This is a genomic window from Pseudocitrobacter sp. 73 (genome assembly GCF_008369545.1).
GTDB lineage: Bacteria > Pseudomonadota > Gammaproteobacteria > Enterobacterales > Enterobacteriaceae > Pseudocitrobacter > Pseudocitrobacter vendiensis.
Genome location: NZ_VTZO01000016.1, coordinates 20,768 through 36,265, shown reverse-complemented (window position 1 = coordinate 36,265; position 15,498 = coordinate 20,768). Strand labels below are relative to the sequence as shown.

The 15,498-nt window shown below is 54.1% G+C and carries 11 protein-coding genes and 1 pseudogene; 8 read left to right on the top strand and 4 right to left on the bottom strand.

Annotation, left to right across the window (positions count from 1 at the left end; translation table 11 throughout):
• Window positions 1–7: 7 nt before the first annotated feature.
• Window positions 8–2,050 (bottom strand): oligopeptidase A, encoded by a 2,043-nt coding sequence (prlC, locus tag F0Q32_RS17480; protein ID WP_015962596.1) that lies wholly within the window; start codon window positions 2,048–2,050, stop codon window positions 8–10.
• A 232-nt stretch (window positions 2,051–2,282) separates the two neighbouring features.
• Here prlC and F0Q32_RS17475 point away from each other — a divergent pair, with 232 nt between their 5' ends.
• The 4 genes from F0Q32_RS17475 to F0Q32_RS17460 all read left to right on the top strand — a co-directional run bounded on the left by F0Q32_RS17475 (window position 2,283) and on the right by F0Q32_RS17460 (window position 7,360).
• The gene (locus F0Q32_RS17475) at window positions 2,283–3,125 is read left to right on the top strand and encodes a 23S rRNA (adenine(2030)-N(6))-methyltransferase RlmJ (protein WP_149464075.1); all 843 of its coding nucleotides are present in this window, start codon (window positions 2,283–2,285) and stop codon (window positions 3,123–3,125) included.
• 101 nt (window positions 3,126–3,226) lie between these two features.
• Complete coding sequence (gorA, locus tag F0Q32_RS17470; RefSeq protein WP_149464074.1) at window positions 3,227–4,579, top strand: glutathione-disulfide reductase; 1,353 nt, start codon at window positions 3,227–3,229, stop codon at window positions 4,577–4,579.
• A gap of 73 nt (window positions 4,580–4,652) precedes the next feature.
• Window positions 4,653–5,483 (top strand): SdiA-regulated domain-containing protein, encoded by an 831-nt coding sequence (locus F0Q32_RS17465; protein WP_188016883.1) that lies wholly within the window; start codon window positions 4,653–4,655, stop codon window positions 5,481–5,483.
• A gap of 227 nt (window positions 5,484–5,710) precedes the next feature.
• Window positions 5,711–7,360, top strand: a complete 1,650-nt coding sequence (locus F0Q32_RS17460; protein WP_149464072.1) for an alpha,alpha-trehalase — start codon at window positions 5,711–5,713, stop codon at window positions 7,358–7,360.
• A 104-nt stretch (window positions 7,361–7,464) separates the two neighbouring features.
• Here F0Q32_RS17460 and F0Q32_RS17455 read toward each other — a convergent pair whose 3' ends face one another.
• Window positions 7,465–9,045 carry an STY4199 family HEPN domain-containing protein gene (locus F0Q32_RS17455; RefSeq protein WP_149464071.1) on the bottom strand — a complete coding sequence of 527 codons (1,581 nt, stop codon included), beginning with the start codon at window positions 9,043–9,045 and terminating at the stop codon, window positions 7,465–7,467.
• Window positions 9,046–9,350: 305 nt separating this feature from the next.
• Here F0Q32_RS17455 and F0Q32_RS17450 point away from each other — a divergent pair, with 305 nt between their 5' ends.
• Window positions 9,351–9,827: a lysozyme gene (locus tag F0Q32_RS17450; RefSeq protein ID WP_149464070.1), complete on the top strand. Its 477-nt coding sequence runs from the start codon at window positions 9,351–9,353 to the stop codon at window positions 9,825–9,827.
• Here the strand turns inward: F0Q32_RS17450 and F0Q32_RS17445 are convergent.
• Together F0Q32_RS17445 and F0Q32_RS17440 are read right to left on the bottom strand one after the other, a co-directional pair.
• Window positions 9,783–10,408 (bottom strand): annotated as a pseudogene (locus F0Q32_RS17445) (DNA-binding response regulator). The gene F0Q32_RS17450 and the pseudogene F0Q32_RS17445 overlap by 45 nt on opposite strands.
• Before the next feature lie 483 nt (window positions 10,409–10,891).
• Entirely contained in the window at window positions 10,892–11,650 is a 759-nt protein-coding gene (locus F0Q32_RS17440) for an SDR family NAD(P)-dependent oxidoreductase (RefSeq protein WP_149464069.1), read from the bottom strand.
• 119 nt (window positions 11,651–11,769) lie between these two features.
• Between F0Q32_RS17440 and F0Q32_RS17435 the strand changes: the two genes are divergently transcribed.
• From F0Q32_RS17435 to F0Q32_RS17425, 3 genes are all read left to right on the top strand, one after another.
• A complete protein-coding gene (locus tag F0Q32_RS17435) occupies window positions 11,770–12,669 on the top strand; it encodes a LysR family transcriptional regulator (protein ID WP_149464068.1) in 900 nt (299 codons plus the stop codon).
• A gap of 51 nt (window positions 12,670–12,720) precedes the next feature.
• Complete coding sequence (yhjD, locus tag F0Q32_RS17430; protein WP_149464067.1) at window positions 12,721–13,749, top strand: inner membrane protein YhjD; 1,029 nt, start codon at window positions 12,721–12,723, stop codon at window positions 13,747–13,749.
• Window positions 13,750–14,021: 272 nt separating this feature from the next.
• Window positions 14,022–15,344, top strand: a complete 1,323-nt coding sequence (locus tag F0Q32_RS17425; RefSeq protein WP_149464066.1) for an MFS transporter — start codon at window positions 14,022–14,024, stop codon at window positions 15,342–15,344.
• The last annotated feature ends 154 nt before the right edge of the window (window positions 15,345–15,498 follow it).

Sequence of the window (15,498 nt, the reverse complement as noted above, 5' to 3'; positions counted from 1 at the left end):
TGACTGATTAGCCTTTGATCCCGTAGTGCTCCAGCATCGCATCAAGCTGCGGTTCACGGCCACGGAAGCGTTTGAACAGCGCCATAGGCTCTTCAGAACCGCCGCGCGTCAGGATGTTATCGAGGAACGACTGCCCGGTATCGCGGTTGAAAATCCCCTCTTCTTCAAAGCGGGAGAAGGCATCTGCCGCCAGCACATCGGCCCACAGATAGCTGTAGTAACCCGCCGCATAACCCCCGGCAAAGATGTGGCTGAAGGCGTGCGGGAAGCGGCCCCATGACGGCCCCGGCACCACGGCAACCTGTTTCTTGATTTCCGCCAGGGTTTCGAGGATTTTCGCGCCCTGTTCCGGGTTAAATTCCGCGTGCAGACGGAAGTCGAACAGGCCGAATTCCAGTTGACGCAGAATAAACAGCGCCGCCTGGTAGTTTTTCGCCGCCAGCATTTTATCGAGCAGTTCTTTCGGCAGCGGTTCGCCGGTTTCATAGTGGCCGGAGATAAACGCCAGCGCGTCCGGCTCCCAGCACCAGTTTTCCATAAACTGGCTCGGCAGTTCGACCGCATCCCACGGCACGCCGTTGATCCCGGAAACGCCTGCGGTTTCGATGCGGGTCAGCATATGATGCAGGCCGTGACCGAACTCGTGGAACAGGGTGATCACTTCGTCATGCGTGAACAGCGCCGGTTTGCCGTTGACCGGGCGGTTAAAGTTACAGGTCAGGTAAGCAACCGGTTTTTGCAGCGAGCCATCAAGCTTGCGCATCTGACCGACGCAGTCGTCCATCCACGCCCCGCCGCGTTTGTGTTCACGCGCGTACAGGTCAAGGTAGAAGCTACCGCGCAGTTCATTGTTTTCGTCATACAGCTCGAAGAAGCGTACTTCCGGGCTCCAGACATCAACATCTTTGCGCTCTTTGGCGGTAATGCCGTATATGCGTTTCACCACTTCAAACAGGCCGTTAACGGCTTTGTTTTCCGGGAAGTACGGGCGCAGTTGCTCGTCGCTGATGCTATAGAGGTGTTGCTTCTGTTTTTCGCTGTAGTAGGCGATATCCCACGGTTGCAGCTCATCGACGCCAAATTCCGCTTTCGCGAAGGCACGCAGTTGCGCCAGCTCCTTTTCACCCTGCGGACGCGCACGTTTGGCGAGGTCGGTTAAGAATTCCAGCACCTGCTGCGGGTTTTCCGCCATTTTGGTGGCGAGTGATTTAAAGGCGTAGCTTTCGAAGCCCAGCAGTTGCGCCAGTTCATGACGCAGGGCGAGAATTTCCGCCATCACCGGGCTGTTATCCCATTTACCGGCATTCGGGCCCTGATCAGACGCACGAGTGCTGTAGGCGCGATACATCTCTTCACGCAGCGCCTGATTGTCGCAGTAGGTCATTACCGGCAGATAGCTTGGGATATCCAGCGTCAGCAGGTAACCGTCCAGCTCTTTGGCTTCGGCCTGTGCTTTAGCGGCCGCCAGCGCGCTTTCCGGCATACCGGAGAGTTCCGCTTCGTCGCTCACCTGTTTCGTCCAGCCCATGGTGGCATCGAGTACGTTGTTGCTATAGATGTTGCCGAGTTCAGACAAACGCGTCGCAATTTCACCGTAGCGCTGCTGTTTCTCTTTCGGCAGTCCGATGCCGGACAATTCGAAATCACGCAGTGCGTTATCGACCGCTTTTTTCTGTGCCGTAGAAAGCGTGGCGTAGTTATCGCCGTCGCGCAGGTCGCGATACGCTTTGTACAGCCCTTCATGCTGACCGACCCAGGTACTGTATTCCGACAGCAGCGGCAGGGTTTGCTCGTAGGCTTCGCGCAGTTCCGGGCTGTTTTTGACCGAATTCAGATGGCTGACCGGCGAGAAAATACGCCCCAGCACATCGTCCACTTCCGCCAGCGGCTGGCATAAATTTTCCCAGGAATACGGTGCGCCCTGTGCTACCACGCGTTCCACATTTTCACGGCAGTCATTCAGCGCTTTAGTGACAGCGGGAACAACATGCTCAGGCTTGATGGCGGAAAACGGCGGCAGTTCGAAGGGAGTCAGTAATGGATTCGTCATATGCACAGTCCTGGTTAAAAATGGGAAACAAACGCGTATGCGCGTTATTGTCGGGTGGCGGCTACGTCGCCATCCGCCATGTAATGTATGTAGCATGGGGTTAAGTGTAGTGAATTTCAATGATAAGCGTTGCGCTTTCGCGGCGGCGGCGACTTTTCGGTATACTGTCTGGATAGGCTTTTTTGTTGCCCGGTAACGGGCCCATGTTTTACTTAGCGGAACTCCTTTACCCATGCTCAGTTATCGCCACAGCTTTCACGCTGGCAACCACGCCGACGTCCTTAAACACACCGTTCAGAGCCTGATCATCGAATCACTGAAAGAGAAAGAGAAACCGTTTCTCTATCTGGACACCCATGCGGGCGCAGGCCGTTACCAGTTAAGCAGCGAGCACGCGGAGCGCACCGGTGAGTATCTGGAGGGTATCGCCCGTATCTGGCAACAGGACGATCTGCCTGCCGAACTGGAGCCATATATCAGCGTGGTCCAGCACTTCAACCGCAGCGGTCAGTTGCGCTACTACCCAGGCTCACCGCTGATTGCCCGCCAGTTGCTGCGTGAACAAGACAGCCTGATGATGACTGAACTGCACCCAAGCGATTTCCCGCTGCTGCGTTCCGAATTCCAGAAAGACGACCGTGCGCGCGTGGAAAAAACCGACGGTTATCAACAACTCAAATCCAAACTGCCGCCGGTGTCTCGTCGTGGGCTGATCCTCATCGACCCGCCGTACGAAATCAAAACCGATTACCAGGCTGTGGTTACGGGCATTCACGAAGGTTATAAGCGCTTTGCGACAGGCACCTATGCGTTGTGGTATCCGGTCGTCCTGCGTGCGCAAATCAAACGCATGATCAAAGACCTCGAAGCCACCGGTATCCGTAAAATCCTGCAAATCGAGCTGGCGGTACGCCCGGACAGCGATCAGCGCGGCATGACGGCTTCCGGGATGATTGTTATCAACCCGCCGTGGAAGCTGGAACAGCAGATGAACGCCGTTCTGCCATGGCTGCACAGTAAGCTGGTGCCGAACGGTATCGGCCATACCACGGTAAGCTGGATCGTGCCTGAGTAATCGCAGACATAGCCAGAACCTATCAGTTTCAGGTATACAATCGCGGATCTTTGGCGCTGGGCACAGAGCCCTCGCCTGACAATGAACAGGAAGGAGCGGTCATGACCAAACATTACGACTATATCGCTATTGGCGGCGGCAGCGGCGGCATCGCCTCAATCAACCGTGCGGCGATGTACGGCCAGAAGTGTGCACTGATTGAAGCTAAAGAGCTGGGCGGCACCTGCGTCAACGTCGGTTGCGTGCCGAAAAAAGTGATGTGGCATGCCGCGCAAATCCGCGAAGCCATCCACATGTACGGCCCGGATTACGGTTTTGATACCACCATCAACAACTTCGACTGGGATAAACTGATTGCCAGCCGTACCGCCTATATCGACCGTATTCATACGTCCTATGACAATGGCCTGGCGAAGAACAAAGTCGATGTGATTAAAGGCTTTGCTCGTTTTGTTGATGCGAAAACCGTGGAAGTGAACGGGGAGACGATCACCGCCGATCATATCCTGATCGCCACCGGCGGTCGCCCAAGCCATCCGGATATTCCGGGCGTGGAATACGGTATCGACTCCGACGGTTTCTTCGCGCTGCCCGCATTGCCGAAACGCGTTGCAGTTGTGGGCGCGGGCTATATCGCTGTGGAACTGGCGGGTGTGATTAACGGACTGGGTGCGCAAACGCATCTGTTTGTGCGTAAACACGCGCCGCTGCGTTCCTTCGACCCGCTGATTACCGAGACGCTGGTTGAAGTGATGAACGCGGAAGGCCCAACGCTGCATACTCAGGCGATTCCAAAAGCGGTCGTGAAAAACGCCGACGGCAGCCTGACCATTGAACTGGAAGATGGCCGCAGCCAGACGGTAGATTGCCTGATTTGGGCGATTGGCCGTGAACCGGCGAACGACAACTTCAACCTGGCAGCAACGGGCGTGAAAACCAACGATAAAGGCTATATCGTCGTCGATAAATTCCAGAACACCAACGTTCCGGGGATTTATGCCGTCGGTGATAACACTGGCGCCGTTGAACTGACGCCGGTTGCGGTGGCCGCAGGTCGTCGTCTCTCAGAACGCCTGTTTAATAACAAGCCGGATGAGCATCTGGATTACAGTAATATCCCGACCGTTGTCTTCAGCCACCCGCCCATCGGCACCGTCGGTTTAACCGAACCGCAGGCACGTGAGCAGTATAGCGACGACGCGGTGAAGGTCTATAAATCGTCCTTTACGGCGATGTATACCGCCGTCACCACGCATCGCCAGCCGTGCCGTATGAAACTGGTTTGTGTTGGCCCGGAAGAGAAAATTGTCGGTATTCACGGCATCGGTTTTGGTATGGATGAAATGCTGCAAGGTTTCGCCGTAGCCCTGAAAATGGGTGCAACCAAAAAAGATTTCGATAATACCGTGGCAATTCACCCGACAGCGGCGGAAGAGTTTGTTACCATGCGCTAATATATGACGCGCAATCCCCTATATGGAAACATATAGGGGATATCTGACTCTCCCGTTCTTTCTCCGTGGATTTATGAAGAATAAGAAAACCAAAATATTTGCAGGCTTTATTATTGCTCTTGTTTGTATTTTTTCTTTCTATTACTACATCACAAATTACCCACAAATAGACAACTATCACGTCACTATCGACGCCAAACAGATTTCGGGTTTAGAGGGCGGATTATCCGGTCTGACCTGGAATAAAGACACACAAACGCTGTTCGCCGTCACCGATGCGCCCTCTTTAATTCTGGAACTTAGCACGGATGGAAAGGTGCTGCGCCGTATCAAAACGGATACACCCGCCGACCTTGAGGCCATTGAATACATCGGTAATCAACGCTTCTATCTTTCCAAAGAAAAGAGCGGCACGCTGGCTATCATCACCATTAATAATGATACGCAAAAAGTGGATATCAGCCATGCCGAAACTTATCGTCCGACAGTTCAGGCCGATAAACAAAACAGCGGTGTGGAAGGATTAGCCTGGAAACCCGAACTTTCCCGCATGGTAACGGCCCAGGAGAAAAAGCCTGTACGGATTTTTAATATCCTCGATAACGAAGGGGTATTCAAAACAGATAAAAGTCCGCTCAATGAATTAATGCTCTCCTGGTACGTGCGCGATATCTCCGGAATGGACTTTGATGGCTCGACGTCTAACCTCTATATTCTCTCCGACATTTCGCAAAAAGTCGTGCTGGTCGACCGCGAACATAACCTGAAATTTATGTCGCTGACGGCGGGGCATTACGGCCTTGCTCGTGATATTCCGCAACCGGAAGGTATCGCCACCGACGGTATGGGTAACCTTTACATCGTCAGCGAACCAAATCTGTTTTATAAATTCAGCCCACGTTAAAACCCGTTACAATCGATTGTTCTGAAAATCCCGGCGAAGATGAAAACCGGGATAACATTTTTCTATTATTTTTCAGAAACCTGAAAAACACGCACATTTTCACGACGTATAAAAACGTGATCTTCCGCACGCTTTGCTCACCGGTAACCGAAGCGAATGTCTACGCTTTACAGGTGGCCGGATAAAACCGGGATGTAAAACGACGCTCACCGGAGGTGACCTGCGATATGTTCAACCAGAAAATACGTCACGAAGAGTCCGAGGCCTTAGCCATTGATATCGAGCTGTGCTACGAAGCGGATCCGTACGAATTAAAACTGGATGAAATGCTCGATGCCGAACCGGAGCCGGAGATCATCGAGGGGCTACCCGCCTCCGATGCGTTGACGCCTGCCGATCGCTATCTGGAGCTGTTCGAAAACGTTCAGCGTTCACGCATTTTTAGCGATAGCAAAACGTTCCCTGACTGTGCACCGAAGAAAGATCCGCTGGATATTCTCATCCATTATCGCCGAATCAAGCGCATACCCGGCTTCGATCTGCGCCGCTTTGTGGAGGAGAACTTCTGGCCGCCGGAACTGCGCGACAGCGAGTACGTGTCAGACCCGGAAAAATCGCTGAAGGAGCACATCGACTCGCTCTGGCCAGTGCTCACCCGAGAGCCGCAGGACCATATTCCTGGCTCGTCACTGCTGGCGCTGCCACAGTCTTATATCGTGCCCGGTGGACGATTTACCGAAACTTATTACTGGGATTCCTACTTCACCATGCTGGGCCTGGCGGAGAGCGGCCGGGAAGATCTGCTGAAATGCATGGCGGATAACTTCGCGTGGATGATTGAGCGCTATGGGCATATTCCTAACGGTAACCGCACCTACTATCTTAGCCGCTCGCAGCCGCCGGTATTCGCGCTGATGGTTGAACTGTTTGAAGAGGATGGCGTGCGCGGCGCGAAACGCTACCTCGACCATCTGAAGATGGAGTACAGCTTCTGGATGGATGGCGCGGATTCGCTCATTCCTAATCAGGCTTATCGCCACGTGGTGCGCATGCCGGACGGTGCTTTACTCAACCGTTACTGGGACGACCGCGACACGCCGCGTGATGAGTCGTGGATTGAAGATGTCGAAACGGCGCAGCATTCAGGTCGGCCACCCAATGAGGTGTATCGCGACCTGCGCGCCGGGGCGGCATCCGGCTGGGACTATTCCTCACGTTGGCTGCGCGATACGTCGCGACTGGCAAGCATTCGCACCACCCAGTTTATTCCCATCGATTTGAACGCTTTTCTGTTCAAACTGGAAAATACCATCGCCAATCTATCCGGATTGAAGGGCGACAAAGAGACGCAGGCACTGTTTAAGCAGAAGGCCAGCGCACGCCGCGCGGCAGTGACGCATTATATGTGGGATGAAGAGAACGGTCTGTTCCGTGATTACGACTGGCGTCGGGAACAGCAGGCGCTGTTTTCTGCCGCCAGCGTCGTGCCGCTGTATGTCGGTATGGCGACGCATGAGCAGGCAGACCGACTGGCACTGGCAGTACGCGCCCGACTGCTGACGCCACGTGGTATTCTGGCAACAGAGTACGAAAGCGGCGAGCAGTGGGATTACCCGAACGGCTGGGCCCCACTACAGTGGATGGCGATTCAGGGATTCAAGCTTTACGGCCACGACGTGCTGGGCAACGAAATCGCCCACAACTGGCTGGAGACGGTGAATCATTTCTATCGCGACCATCATAAGCTGATTGAGAAATATCACATCGCCGAAGGCACCCCGCGCGAAGGGGGCGGCGGGGAGTATCCATTGCAGGATGGTTTTGGCTGGACCAATGGCGTGGTACGCCGTTTGATTGGATTGTACGGCGAACCTTAACAACGTGAAAAACCGTAGGCCTGATAAGCGAAGCGCTATCAGGCATTTTCCCCGCACATGCCGGGGGCGCTGCGCTTGCCCGGCCTTCAACGGCTCAAAACCCGCTACTTAATCACGGCATAAATCTCGCGCTGTACATCCAGCCATCGCTTGTTGTGTGCCGATGGCTCGGCCTTCACGCGTTGTCGGGCGTTATCCACTTCCCGTCGTTGCCGTTCTACCACGGCGGGGCGGGTGCAAAACGCTTGCAAAAGATCTCTCCTTGACGACGTGAGCGCTTCACCATCCGCCAACGCGTGGCTCAGGGTGGTGATAAAGCGCCGACACGGTTTTGGTTCATCCATTTGCAGACGATATCGCAGCAGCAAAGCAATCACCTCATCGTGCTGCGCTGAAAGCGCCTGCTCCGTCCAGGCGAGCTGCCAGTCCATCCCGCCACGCATAAACAGCTGTACGACACCCGCATCGTTACGATCAATTGCCGAACGTAATCCGTTGATATCCCAATTAATACCGCGATTCGCCAGCTGTTCTCGCGGTGACTCACGCGACGGCGCTTCAATTCCCGGCGCAGGCGTTGTCGATGCGCTGGCCGTTGGCGCGGCAGGCGACGCATTGAGCATCCAGATGCCCCCAACAACCATCGCCACCACCATCAGGCCCACGGCGGCCCACAGCCCCGAGGAGATTAATTTATCCCGCGCCTCCACCGTTCGGGCCGATTTTTTACGAGTACGTTCAATAGACTCATGGACTGGCTGCTCATCCGCACCGTTAAGCCGGGCAAACTCGCGTTGCTCATCCCAGAAATGCTGCACCACGTTACCGTCCGTCGCCATCAGGCTTGCAGGATTCACCAACGTTCTGCCCTGCTCAAACGCGCGCTGAATCGGCGTGGCAATCTGCCGGGTATAAATATCCAGCAGCAAAAAAGCGGTGGATGACACGGTCCGCTGGCTGACCACCGCCCTGCGCATCTGGCGGATATCGTCCAGGAAAGCGTGGAGTGTCAGACGGGGGTCCGCATGAAAAGTCAGCAGAGTCGCGCTGTGGAAAAGCGAAGCGTAGTGCCGTGAAAACGCTTTTTTATCCACCACCAGTAGCGCCAGCTCGCTGAACTGCATGCCGCTGAGAATATCGCCCTCTTTGCTGCGCGACAGCCAGCGCCGCACGCAGTCCGCGCCAAACTGTAGTTTGAGGTGATTGTGCAAACGGGTGGTATCCGGCCAGGCCTGACGAATAAGTGCAGCCAGCATCAGCTGGATCATACGCAACTGCCGTAGCGCCAGGGCCTCCAGCTGTTCGGCATCCGCATCAGAATCGCTCTCAAAGACCAGCAACGGCTGACGGCGGCGCATCAGTTCCAGCGCGGCCACCATTCGCGCCGCAGCAATCAGTTGATCCTCCGTGATGGATTGCCCGCGCTCATAGTTCGGCACCAGTTTCTGTAAATGGCGCAGTTGCAGGGTGAACTCGCTCAGCTCGGCATCATTGAGGTTCAGCTTTTTCGCCACGCTCGCCCAGCCGCCAAGATTCAGCCGAGCCTGATCCAGTTGCTCCAGAAACCAACGAGGCTCCTTACCCTCCCCGACGCGCATCTCGAGCAGATTAAGGATCTCCACAGACGCCTGGCGGATCACGCCGAGGCAATGTTCAAATAATTGATGCGATGGAGTAGGCATCATCCACGTCCTTAACCCACAGTAGGAAAGTAACCTGAAGATTAGTAAGGTTTATTTTTGTTTTTTTGCCGATACAACATATACGAAACCCTTAAAATTAAAAGGCCGTCGCGCTGACACTGATGCGAAACTCGATCGTTCTCACGACTTTTTCGCAAACGGTTGGCCCGTATTTCTATTGTTGCAGCGAATTTTACGATTGGCGGAATATATTCTCGGCGCATGCCGGATTTACCCAGGCCATCTGGCGAATAGGCGTGCGTTTCCCCATCCTCTACACTCGCTAACCATCTGAGTGAGGAAGAAAAATGCCAAATACTGCCCTGCGCCTCAGCCCGGAAGGGTTAGCGTTTATTAAACAATGTCAGGGATTTTCTGCCGAGCCCTACCAGGATGAATGTCATCTGTGGGTCGTGGGTTACGGTCATCTGATCCAGGGAAGCGAGACGTTTGATACGCCGCTTAGCCAGCCACAGGCCGACGCGTTATTGCAGTTGGATATTTACGCCTGCCAGCGCGTACTGGCGCAAGAAATAGAGGTGCCGCTGTGCCAGATTCAATATGATGCACTGATATCGCTGGCGCTCAGTTTGGGGCCCGAGACGTTTGCCGCTTCCGCAGTGGTGCGCTATATCAATCAGCACCAGTTCACAAAAGCGCTTGCCGTGTGGTTACTGGAAACAGAGCTTAACGGGGTAAGAAGCAACGGCCTGAACAGACAGCGTCAGGCCGAATGTGCCTTATTCCGAACAGATTTGGGAGGGGAGTTCGTGTGCGCCGAATAACATCGCCGCCTGAGTGCGGTTTTTCACATCCAGACGCCGGTACAGTGATTCCAGATGCGCTTTCACCGTACCCGCGCTGATATTCAACGTTCGACTGATCTCTTTATTCGACTCGCCGTTCGCCAGCAGCTCCAGAATTTCACGCTGGCGATGGCTAAGCTTCTCAAGACCACATCTCTCGTTTTCGTAATTAAACGTCCAGCCGCCGGGAAGGCACATTAACCCGCACGCGGCGCTGTTAATCGCTTGCACAAACGTTTCGACGCTTTCATCACGCGGCACAATAGCCTGCACATTCCACGCAAGCGACTCTTTAAGCCAGACCTGCTGGCAATCACTTGCCACAATCACCGTATGTGATGTCGGAACTGCTGCGCTTTTTCCTGCAATAACCAACTGCAAAACGATTTATCCATGTCGCCATCCAGAATAAGTAATGCCTCTGGATATTCCAGCAACCGTCGCCACAGTTCATCAGCCTGACTGACGGCGTAAATATCTACTTCAGGAATATTTTCCTGCAAACTGATCTTCATTCCATGAATAAATATCGACTGCCTGTCAAACATGATTACCTGCATACTGATTCCTCATCAGAAAAATGAACCCTACACATTGAAGGGTGAAGGGTATTACTAGCGGAGGTAAATAAGAACTCGCTGTTTGGCCTGGGCTATTTTACTGATGAAAATAAAAATAAAAACATTTTTATTATGAATACTTACAGCCTTCGCGTGACAATTACGTATTCATATCGTTTATTACAACTCTATTTCAGGAAATCCTGAAAATAGCTGTCGCACAATTAATATTAATTCACAAAAGGATAATTCAGGGCCGGGAATAAAGGAAATGCGAGTGGGTAAGTTGAGTGTTACGAAATATGAAATAGCACGAGATGAAGGGGGATCTGTGTGGGCATTTTCCCCCTCACCCTAGCCCTCTCCCTCAAGGGAGAGGGGACCGACCGCGCCAGCGGTTAATTGTATGCGGATCTCCCTCTCCCTGTGGGAGAGGGCCGGGGTGAGGGCATCAGCGCGCACATCCCCCCCCGCAGATAAAAATTACAAAAACATCCCCCCAGACACTTCCACCCGCTGCGCGTTCATCCAGCCGAGCTTATCGCTCAGCAGTGCGGCAATCGCATCGCCGATGTCATCCGGCATACCCACGCGCCCCAGCGCGGTTTGCGAGGCAATATACTGATTAATCTGCTCATTATCACGCACGCTGCCGCCGCCGAAGTCGGTTTCTATCGCCCCCGGCGCAACCACATTCACCGAAATGCCGCGCTCACCCAGCTCTTTCGCCTGATAGCGCGTCAGCACTTCCATCGCGCCCTTCATAGCGGCGTAGGCAGCAAATCCCGGAAGCGCAAAACGTGCCAGCCCCGTCGAGACGTTCAGGATGCGTCCGCCGTTTTTAATCAGCGGCAACAGGCGTTGAGTCAGGAAAAAGGGGCCCTTAAACTGGATGTTCAATAATTCATCAAACTGTGCTTCCGTGGTCTCGGAAAACGGAACATTAATTCCAATTCCGGCATTGTTCACTAAATAATCAAACGTGTCGCGCTGCCACGTCTCTTTTAACGCCTGTTTGACCTTCTCCGCAAAATCACTAAACGTGCTGATATCACTGACGTTAAGCTGTAATGCCACTGCTTTCACACCTTTTTGCTGCAGTTCTTTCACCACATCCTCTGCAGCCTGCTGCTGGCTATGCCAGGTAAAAATAATATCTGTTCCCTGCTCCGCCAGCTTCAATACGGCATTTTTGCCCAATCCACGGCTGCCGCCAGTCACTAATGCGATACGTTGTGTCATGAGAAACCTCATTTCAGTAGGGATGTTCGTTGAGAACAAGCTTATTAGGTGATAAAAGAACAATAAATATTGCTGATTACGCTTCACTGTCTCATTCAAAACAACAATAAGGGTTAGGGATGGATAAAATTCATGCAATGCAACTGTTCATCCGCGTGGCGGAACTGGAGAGTTTCTCCCGCGCCGCTGATACCCTCGGCCTTCCTAAAGGTAGCGTATCGCGCCAGATTCAGGCGCTGGAAAACCAGCTCGGCTGTCGCCTGTTGCATCGCACCACGCGGCGCGTTCAGCTGACGCAGGACGGCATGGTCTACTATGAGCGCGCCAAGGATCTGCTCAGCAACCTTGAAGAGCTCGACAGCATGTTCCAGAGCGACCCCAGCAGCGTGAGCGGGCGGTTGCGCGTCGATATGCCCGTTGCCGTGGCGCGAAATGTGGTCATTCCCCGCCTGCCCGCATTTTTACAGCACTACCCCGGCATTGAGCTGGAACTGAGCAGCAGCGACCGCCTGGTGGATGTCGTTCGTGAAGGATTCGACTGCGTGGTACGCGTGGGTCATCTGAAGGATTCAGGATTAATCGCCAGGCCACTCGGTAAACTGACGGTGATAAACTGCGCCAGCCCGGATTATCTGGCGCGATTCGGTTACCCAGAATCGCTGGACGCACTCGACGACCATGCGGTAGTGCATTACGCCACCAGCCTCGGTGTGCGCCCTCAGGGGTTTGAAGTAGTTATTGATAAAACCACGCGTTGGGTGAAAACCGGCGGCGTGCTGACGGTCAACAGCACCGAAACCTATCACGCCGCCTGCCTCGCCGGGCTGGGTATTATTCAGGTGCCGCGCGTTGGCGTGCGGGAGGCGTTGCGCAGCGGTAAGCTGGTAGAAATTCTGCCGCAGTACCGCGCAGAACCGATGCCGGTATCGCTGATTTATCCCCATCGCCGTAACCTGTCGCGCCGGGTGCATCTGTTTATGGAATGGCTAACAGAGGTGATGAAAGAGTACGTTGATTAGCAGAGTCTATAATTTAGTGATAGTAAACAAGAGAAAAGGAAAACCGACCTGATGACGCCGGAAAATGACGTAAAACGTCCTACTCAGGAACTGGAGCACGACCCCATCAAACCCATCGATACCGAAACGCATCGGGCCCCTGAGGAGCCCGGAAAAGCCACACAGGCGCTGAACAAAGTTACGCATACCGCACAGAAGATTCAGCAGCAGCCGATCATCGCCCACCTGCTTCGTGCTGCCGAGCGCTTTAACGATCGCCTGGGCAATCAGTTTGGCGCCGCTATCACCTACTTTTCATTCCTGTCGATGATTCCGATACTGATGGTGTCCTTTGCCGCAGGCGGTTTTATCCTCGCCTCGCACCCTACACTGTTACAGGACATCTTCGATAAAATCCTCACCAACGTCAGTGACCCGACGCTTGCCGCGACGCTTAAAAGCACTATCAACACCGCCGTCCAGCAGCGTACCACCGTCGGTTTAGTTGGGCTTGCAGTGGCGCTTTATTCCGGTGTGAACTGGATGGGCAACCTGCGCGAGGCCATCCGCGCGCAATCGCGTGATGTCTGGGAGCGTACCCCGCAGGATCAAGAGAAAATCTGGATTAAATACCTGCGCGATTTTGTCTCGCTAATTGGCCTGTTGATTGCGCTGATTGTTACCCTGTCGATTACTTCTGTTTCAGGGGCGGCGCAGCAGATGATTATCTCAGCTCTCTATCTCGACAGCATTGAGTGGCTAAAACCCGCCTGGCGGTTAATAGGCCTGGCGATTTCTATCTTCGCCAACTATTTGCTCTTCTTCTGGATCTTCTGGCGACTGCCGCGCCACCGCCCACGCAAAAAGGCGCTGGTTCGCGGTACCTTCATTGCGGCAATTGGTTTTGAAGTGATTAAAATCATCATGACCTGGACGCTGCCTGCGCTGGTGAAATCCCCGTCCGGCGCGGCGTTTGGTTCGGTTCTGGGGCTGATGGCGTTCTTCTATTTCTTCGCGCGCTTAACCCTGTTCTGCGCCGCATGGATTGCCACCGCGCAGTACAAAGATGACCCACGCATGCCGGGGAAAACTCACCGTTAATGCACTATAGGGCTGAATGAAAATGCAAAATTTCAGCCCAATTCATCATTTCAGCATATAAATCCAGTTAGTAACTTTTTTTTAACCAAAAACCAGTTTTATCCACTAACGTGTAAATTCTGTGAAGCATTTCATAGAAGCGATTTCGCTGGCTTAAAAACTATTCACTTTTTGCCGTTTTTTCACGCACCCGCCCGGTCTGTTACAGATTGAAATGTCGATTTTGCTATGTCTAATATGGCCGTTCGTTCGCTATAAAATAAGAAAAGACTATGCAAGCTACCGCCACAACACTCGATAACGAACAAGACATCGCACCGGTTAACTCACGTAATAAAGTCGTCGTCGCCTCACTCATCGGCACCGCCATCGAGTTCTTCGATTTCTACATTTACGCCACCGCTGCGGTGATTGTTTTCCCGCACATCTTCTTCCCGCAGGGCGACCCGGCCGCGGCCACGCTCCAGTCGCTGGCGACCTTTGCCATTGCCTTCGTCGCGCGCCCGATTGGCTCTGCGCTGTTTGGCCACTTTGGCGATCGCGTCGGGCGTAAAGTGACGTTAGTGGCCTCGTTACTGACGATGGGCATTTCCACGGTGGTGATCGGCCTGCTGCCGGGATACGAAACCATCGGCATTCTGGCGCCGATGCTGCTGGCGCTGGCGCGTTTTGGCCAGGGGCTGGGATTAGGCGGCGAATGGGGCGGCGCGGCGCTGCTGGCGACGGAGAACGCCCCGCCGCGTAAGCGCGCGCTGTACGGGTCTTTCCCGCAACTGGGCGCACCTATCGGTTTCTTCTTTGCCAACGGCACCTTCCTGCTGCTCTCCTGGCTGCTGACCGACGAGCAATTCATGAGCTGGGGCTGGCGAGTACCCTTTATCTTCTCTGCGGTGCTGGTAATTATCGGGTTGTATGTCCGCGTATCGCTGCATGAAACGCCAGTGTTCGCGAAAGTCGCCGCCGCAAAAAAACAGGTTAAAGTGCCGATGGGCACGTTGTTGACCAAACATATGCGCGTGACGGTTCTCGGCACCTTTATCATGCTGGCGACCTATACACTGTTTTACATCATGACCGTTTACTCCATGAGCTATAGCACCGCCGCCACGCCGAACGGACTGGGGCTGCCGCGTAACGAAGTATTGTGGATGCTGATGCTGGCGGTGATAGGTTTTGGCGTGATGGTGCCGATTGCCGGGCTGCTGGCCGACCGTTTTGGTCGTCGTTCCAGCATGATCGTTATTACCTCGCTGATTATTCTCTTCGCCCTGTTCTTCTTCCAGCCGCTGCTGGGGTCCGGCGAGCCGTCGCTGTTTATGCTGTTCCTGTTGATTGGCCTGAGCCTGATGGGGCTGACTTTCGGCCCGATGGGCGCCCTGCTGCCGGAGCTGTTCCCGACGGAAGTGCGTTATACGGGGGCGTCGTTCTCTTATAACGTCTCGTCGATTCTTGGTGCTTCGGTTGCGCCGTACATCGCGGCCTGGTTACAGGGCAGCTACGGGCTGTACTACGTAGGCATGTATCTGGCAGCAATGGCGGCGTTGACGCTGATTGCGCTGCTGCTGACGCATGAAACGAAGCATCAGGCGTTGTAATTTCCCCCTCACCCTAACCCTCTCCCGCAGGGAGAGGGGACCGATGGTGCCAATGGTGAGGCATGTGCGGTTTTCTCCCTCTCCCTGTGGGAGAGGGGACCGATAGTGCCAATGGTGAGGCATGTGCGGTTTTCTCCCTCTCCCTGTGGGAGAG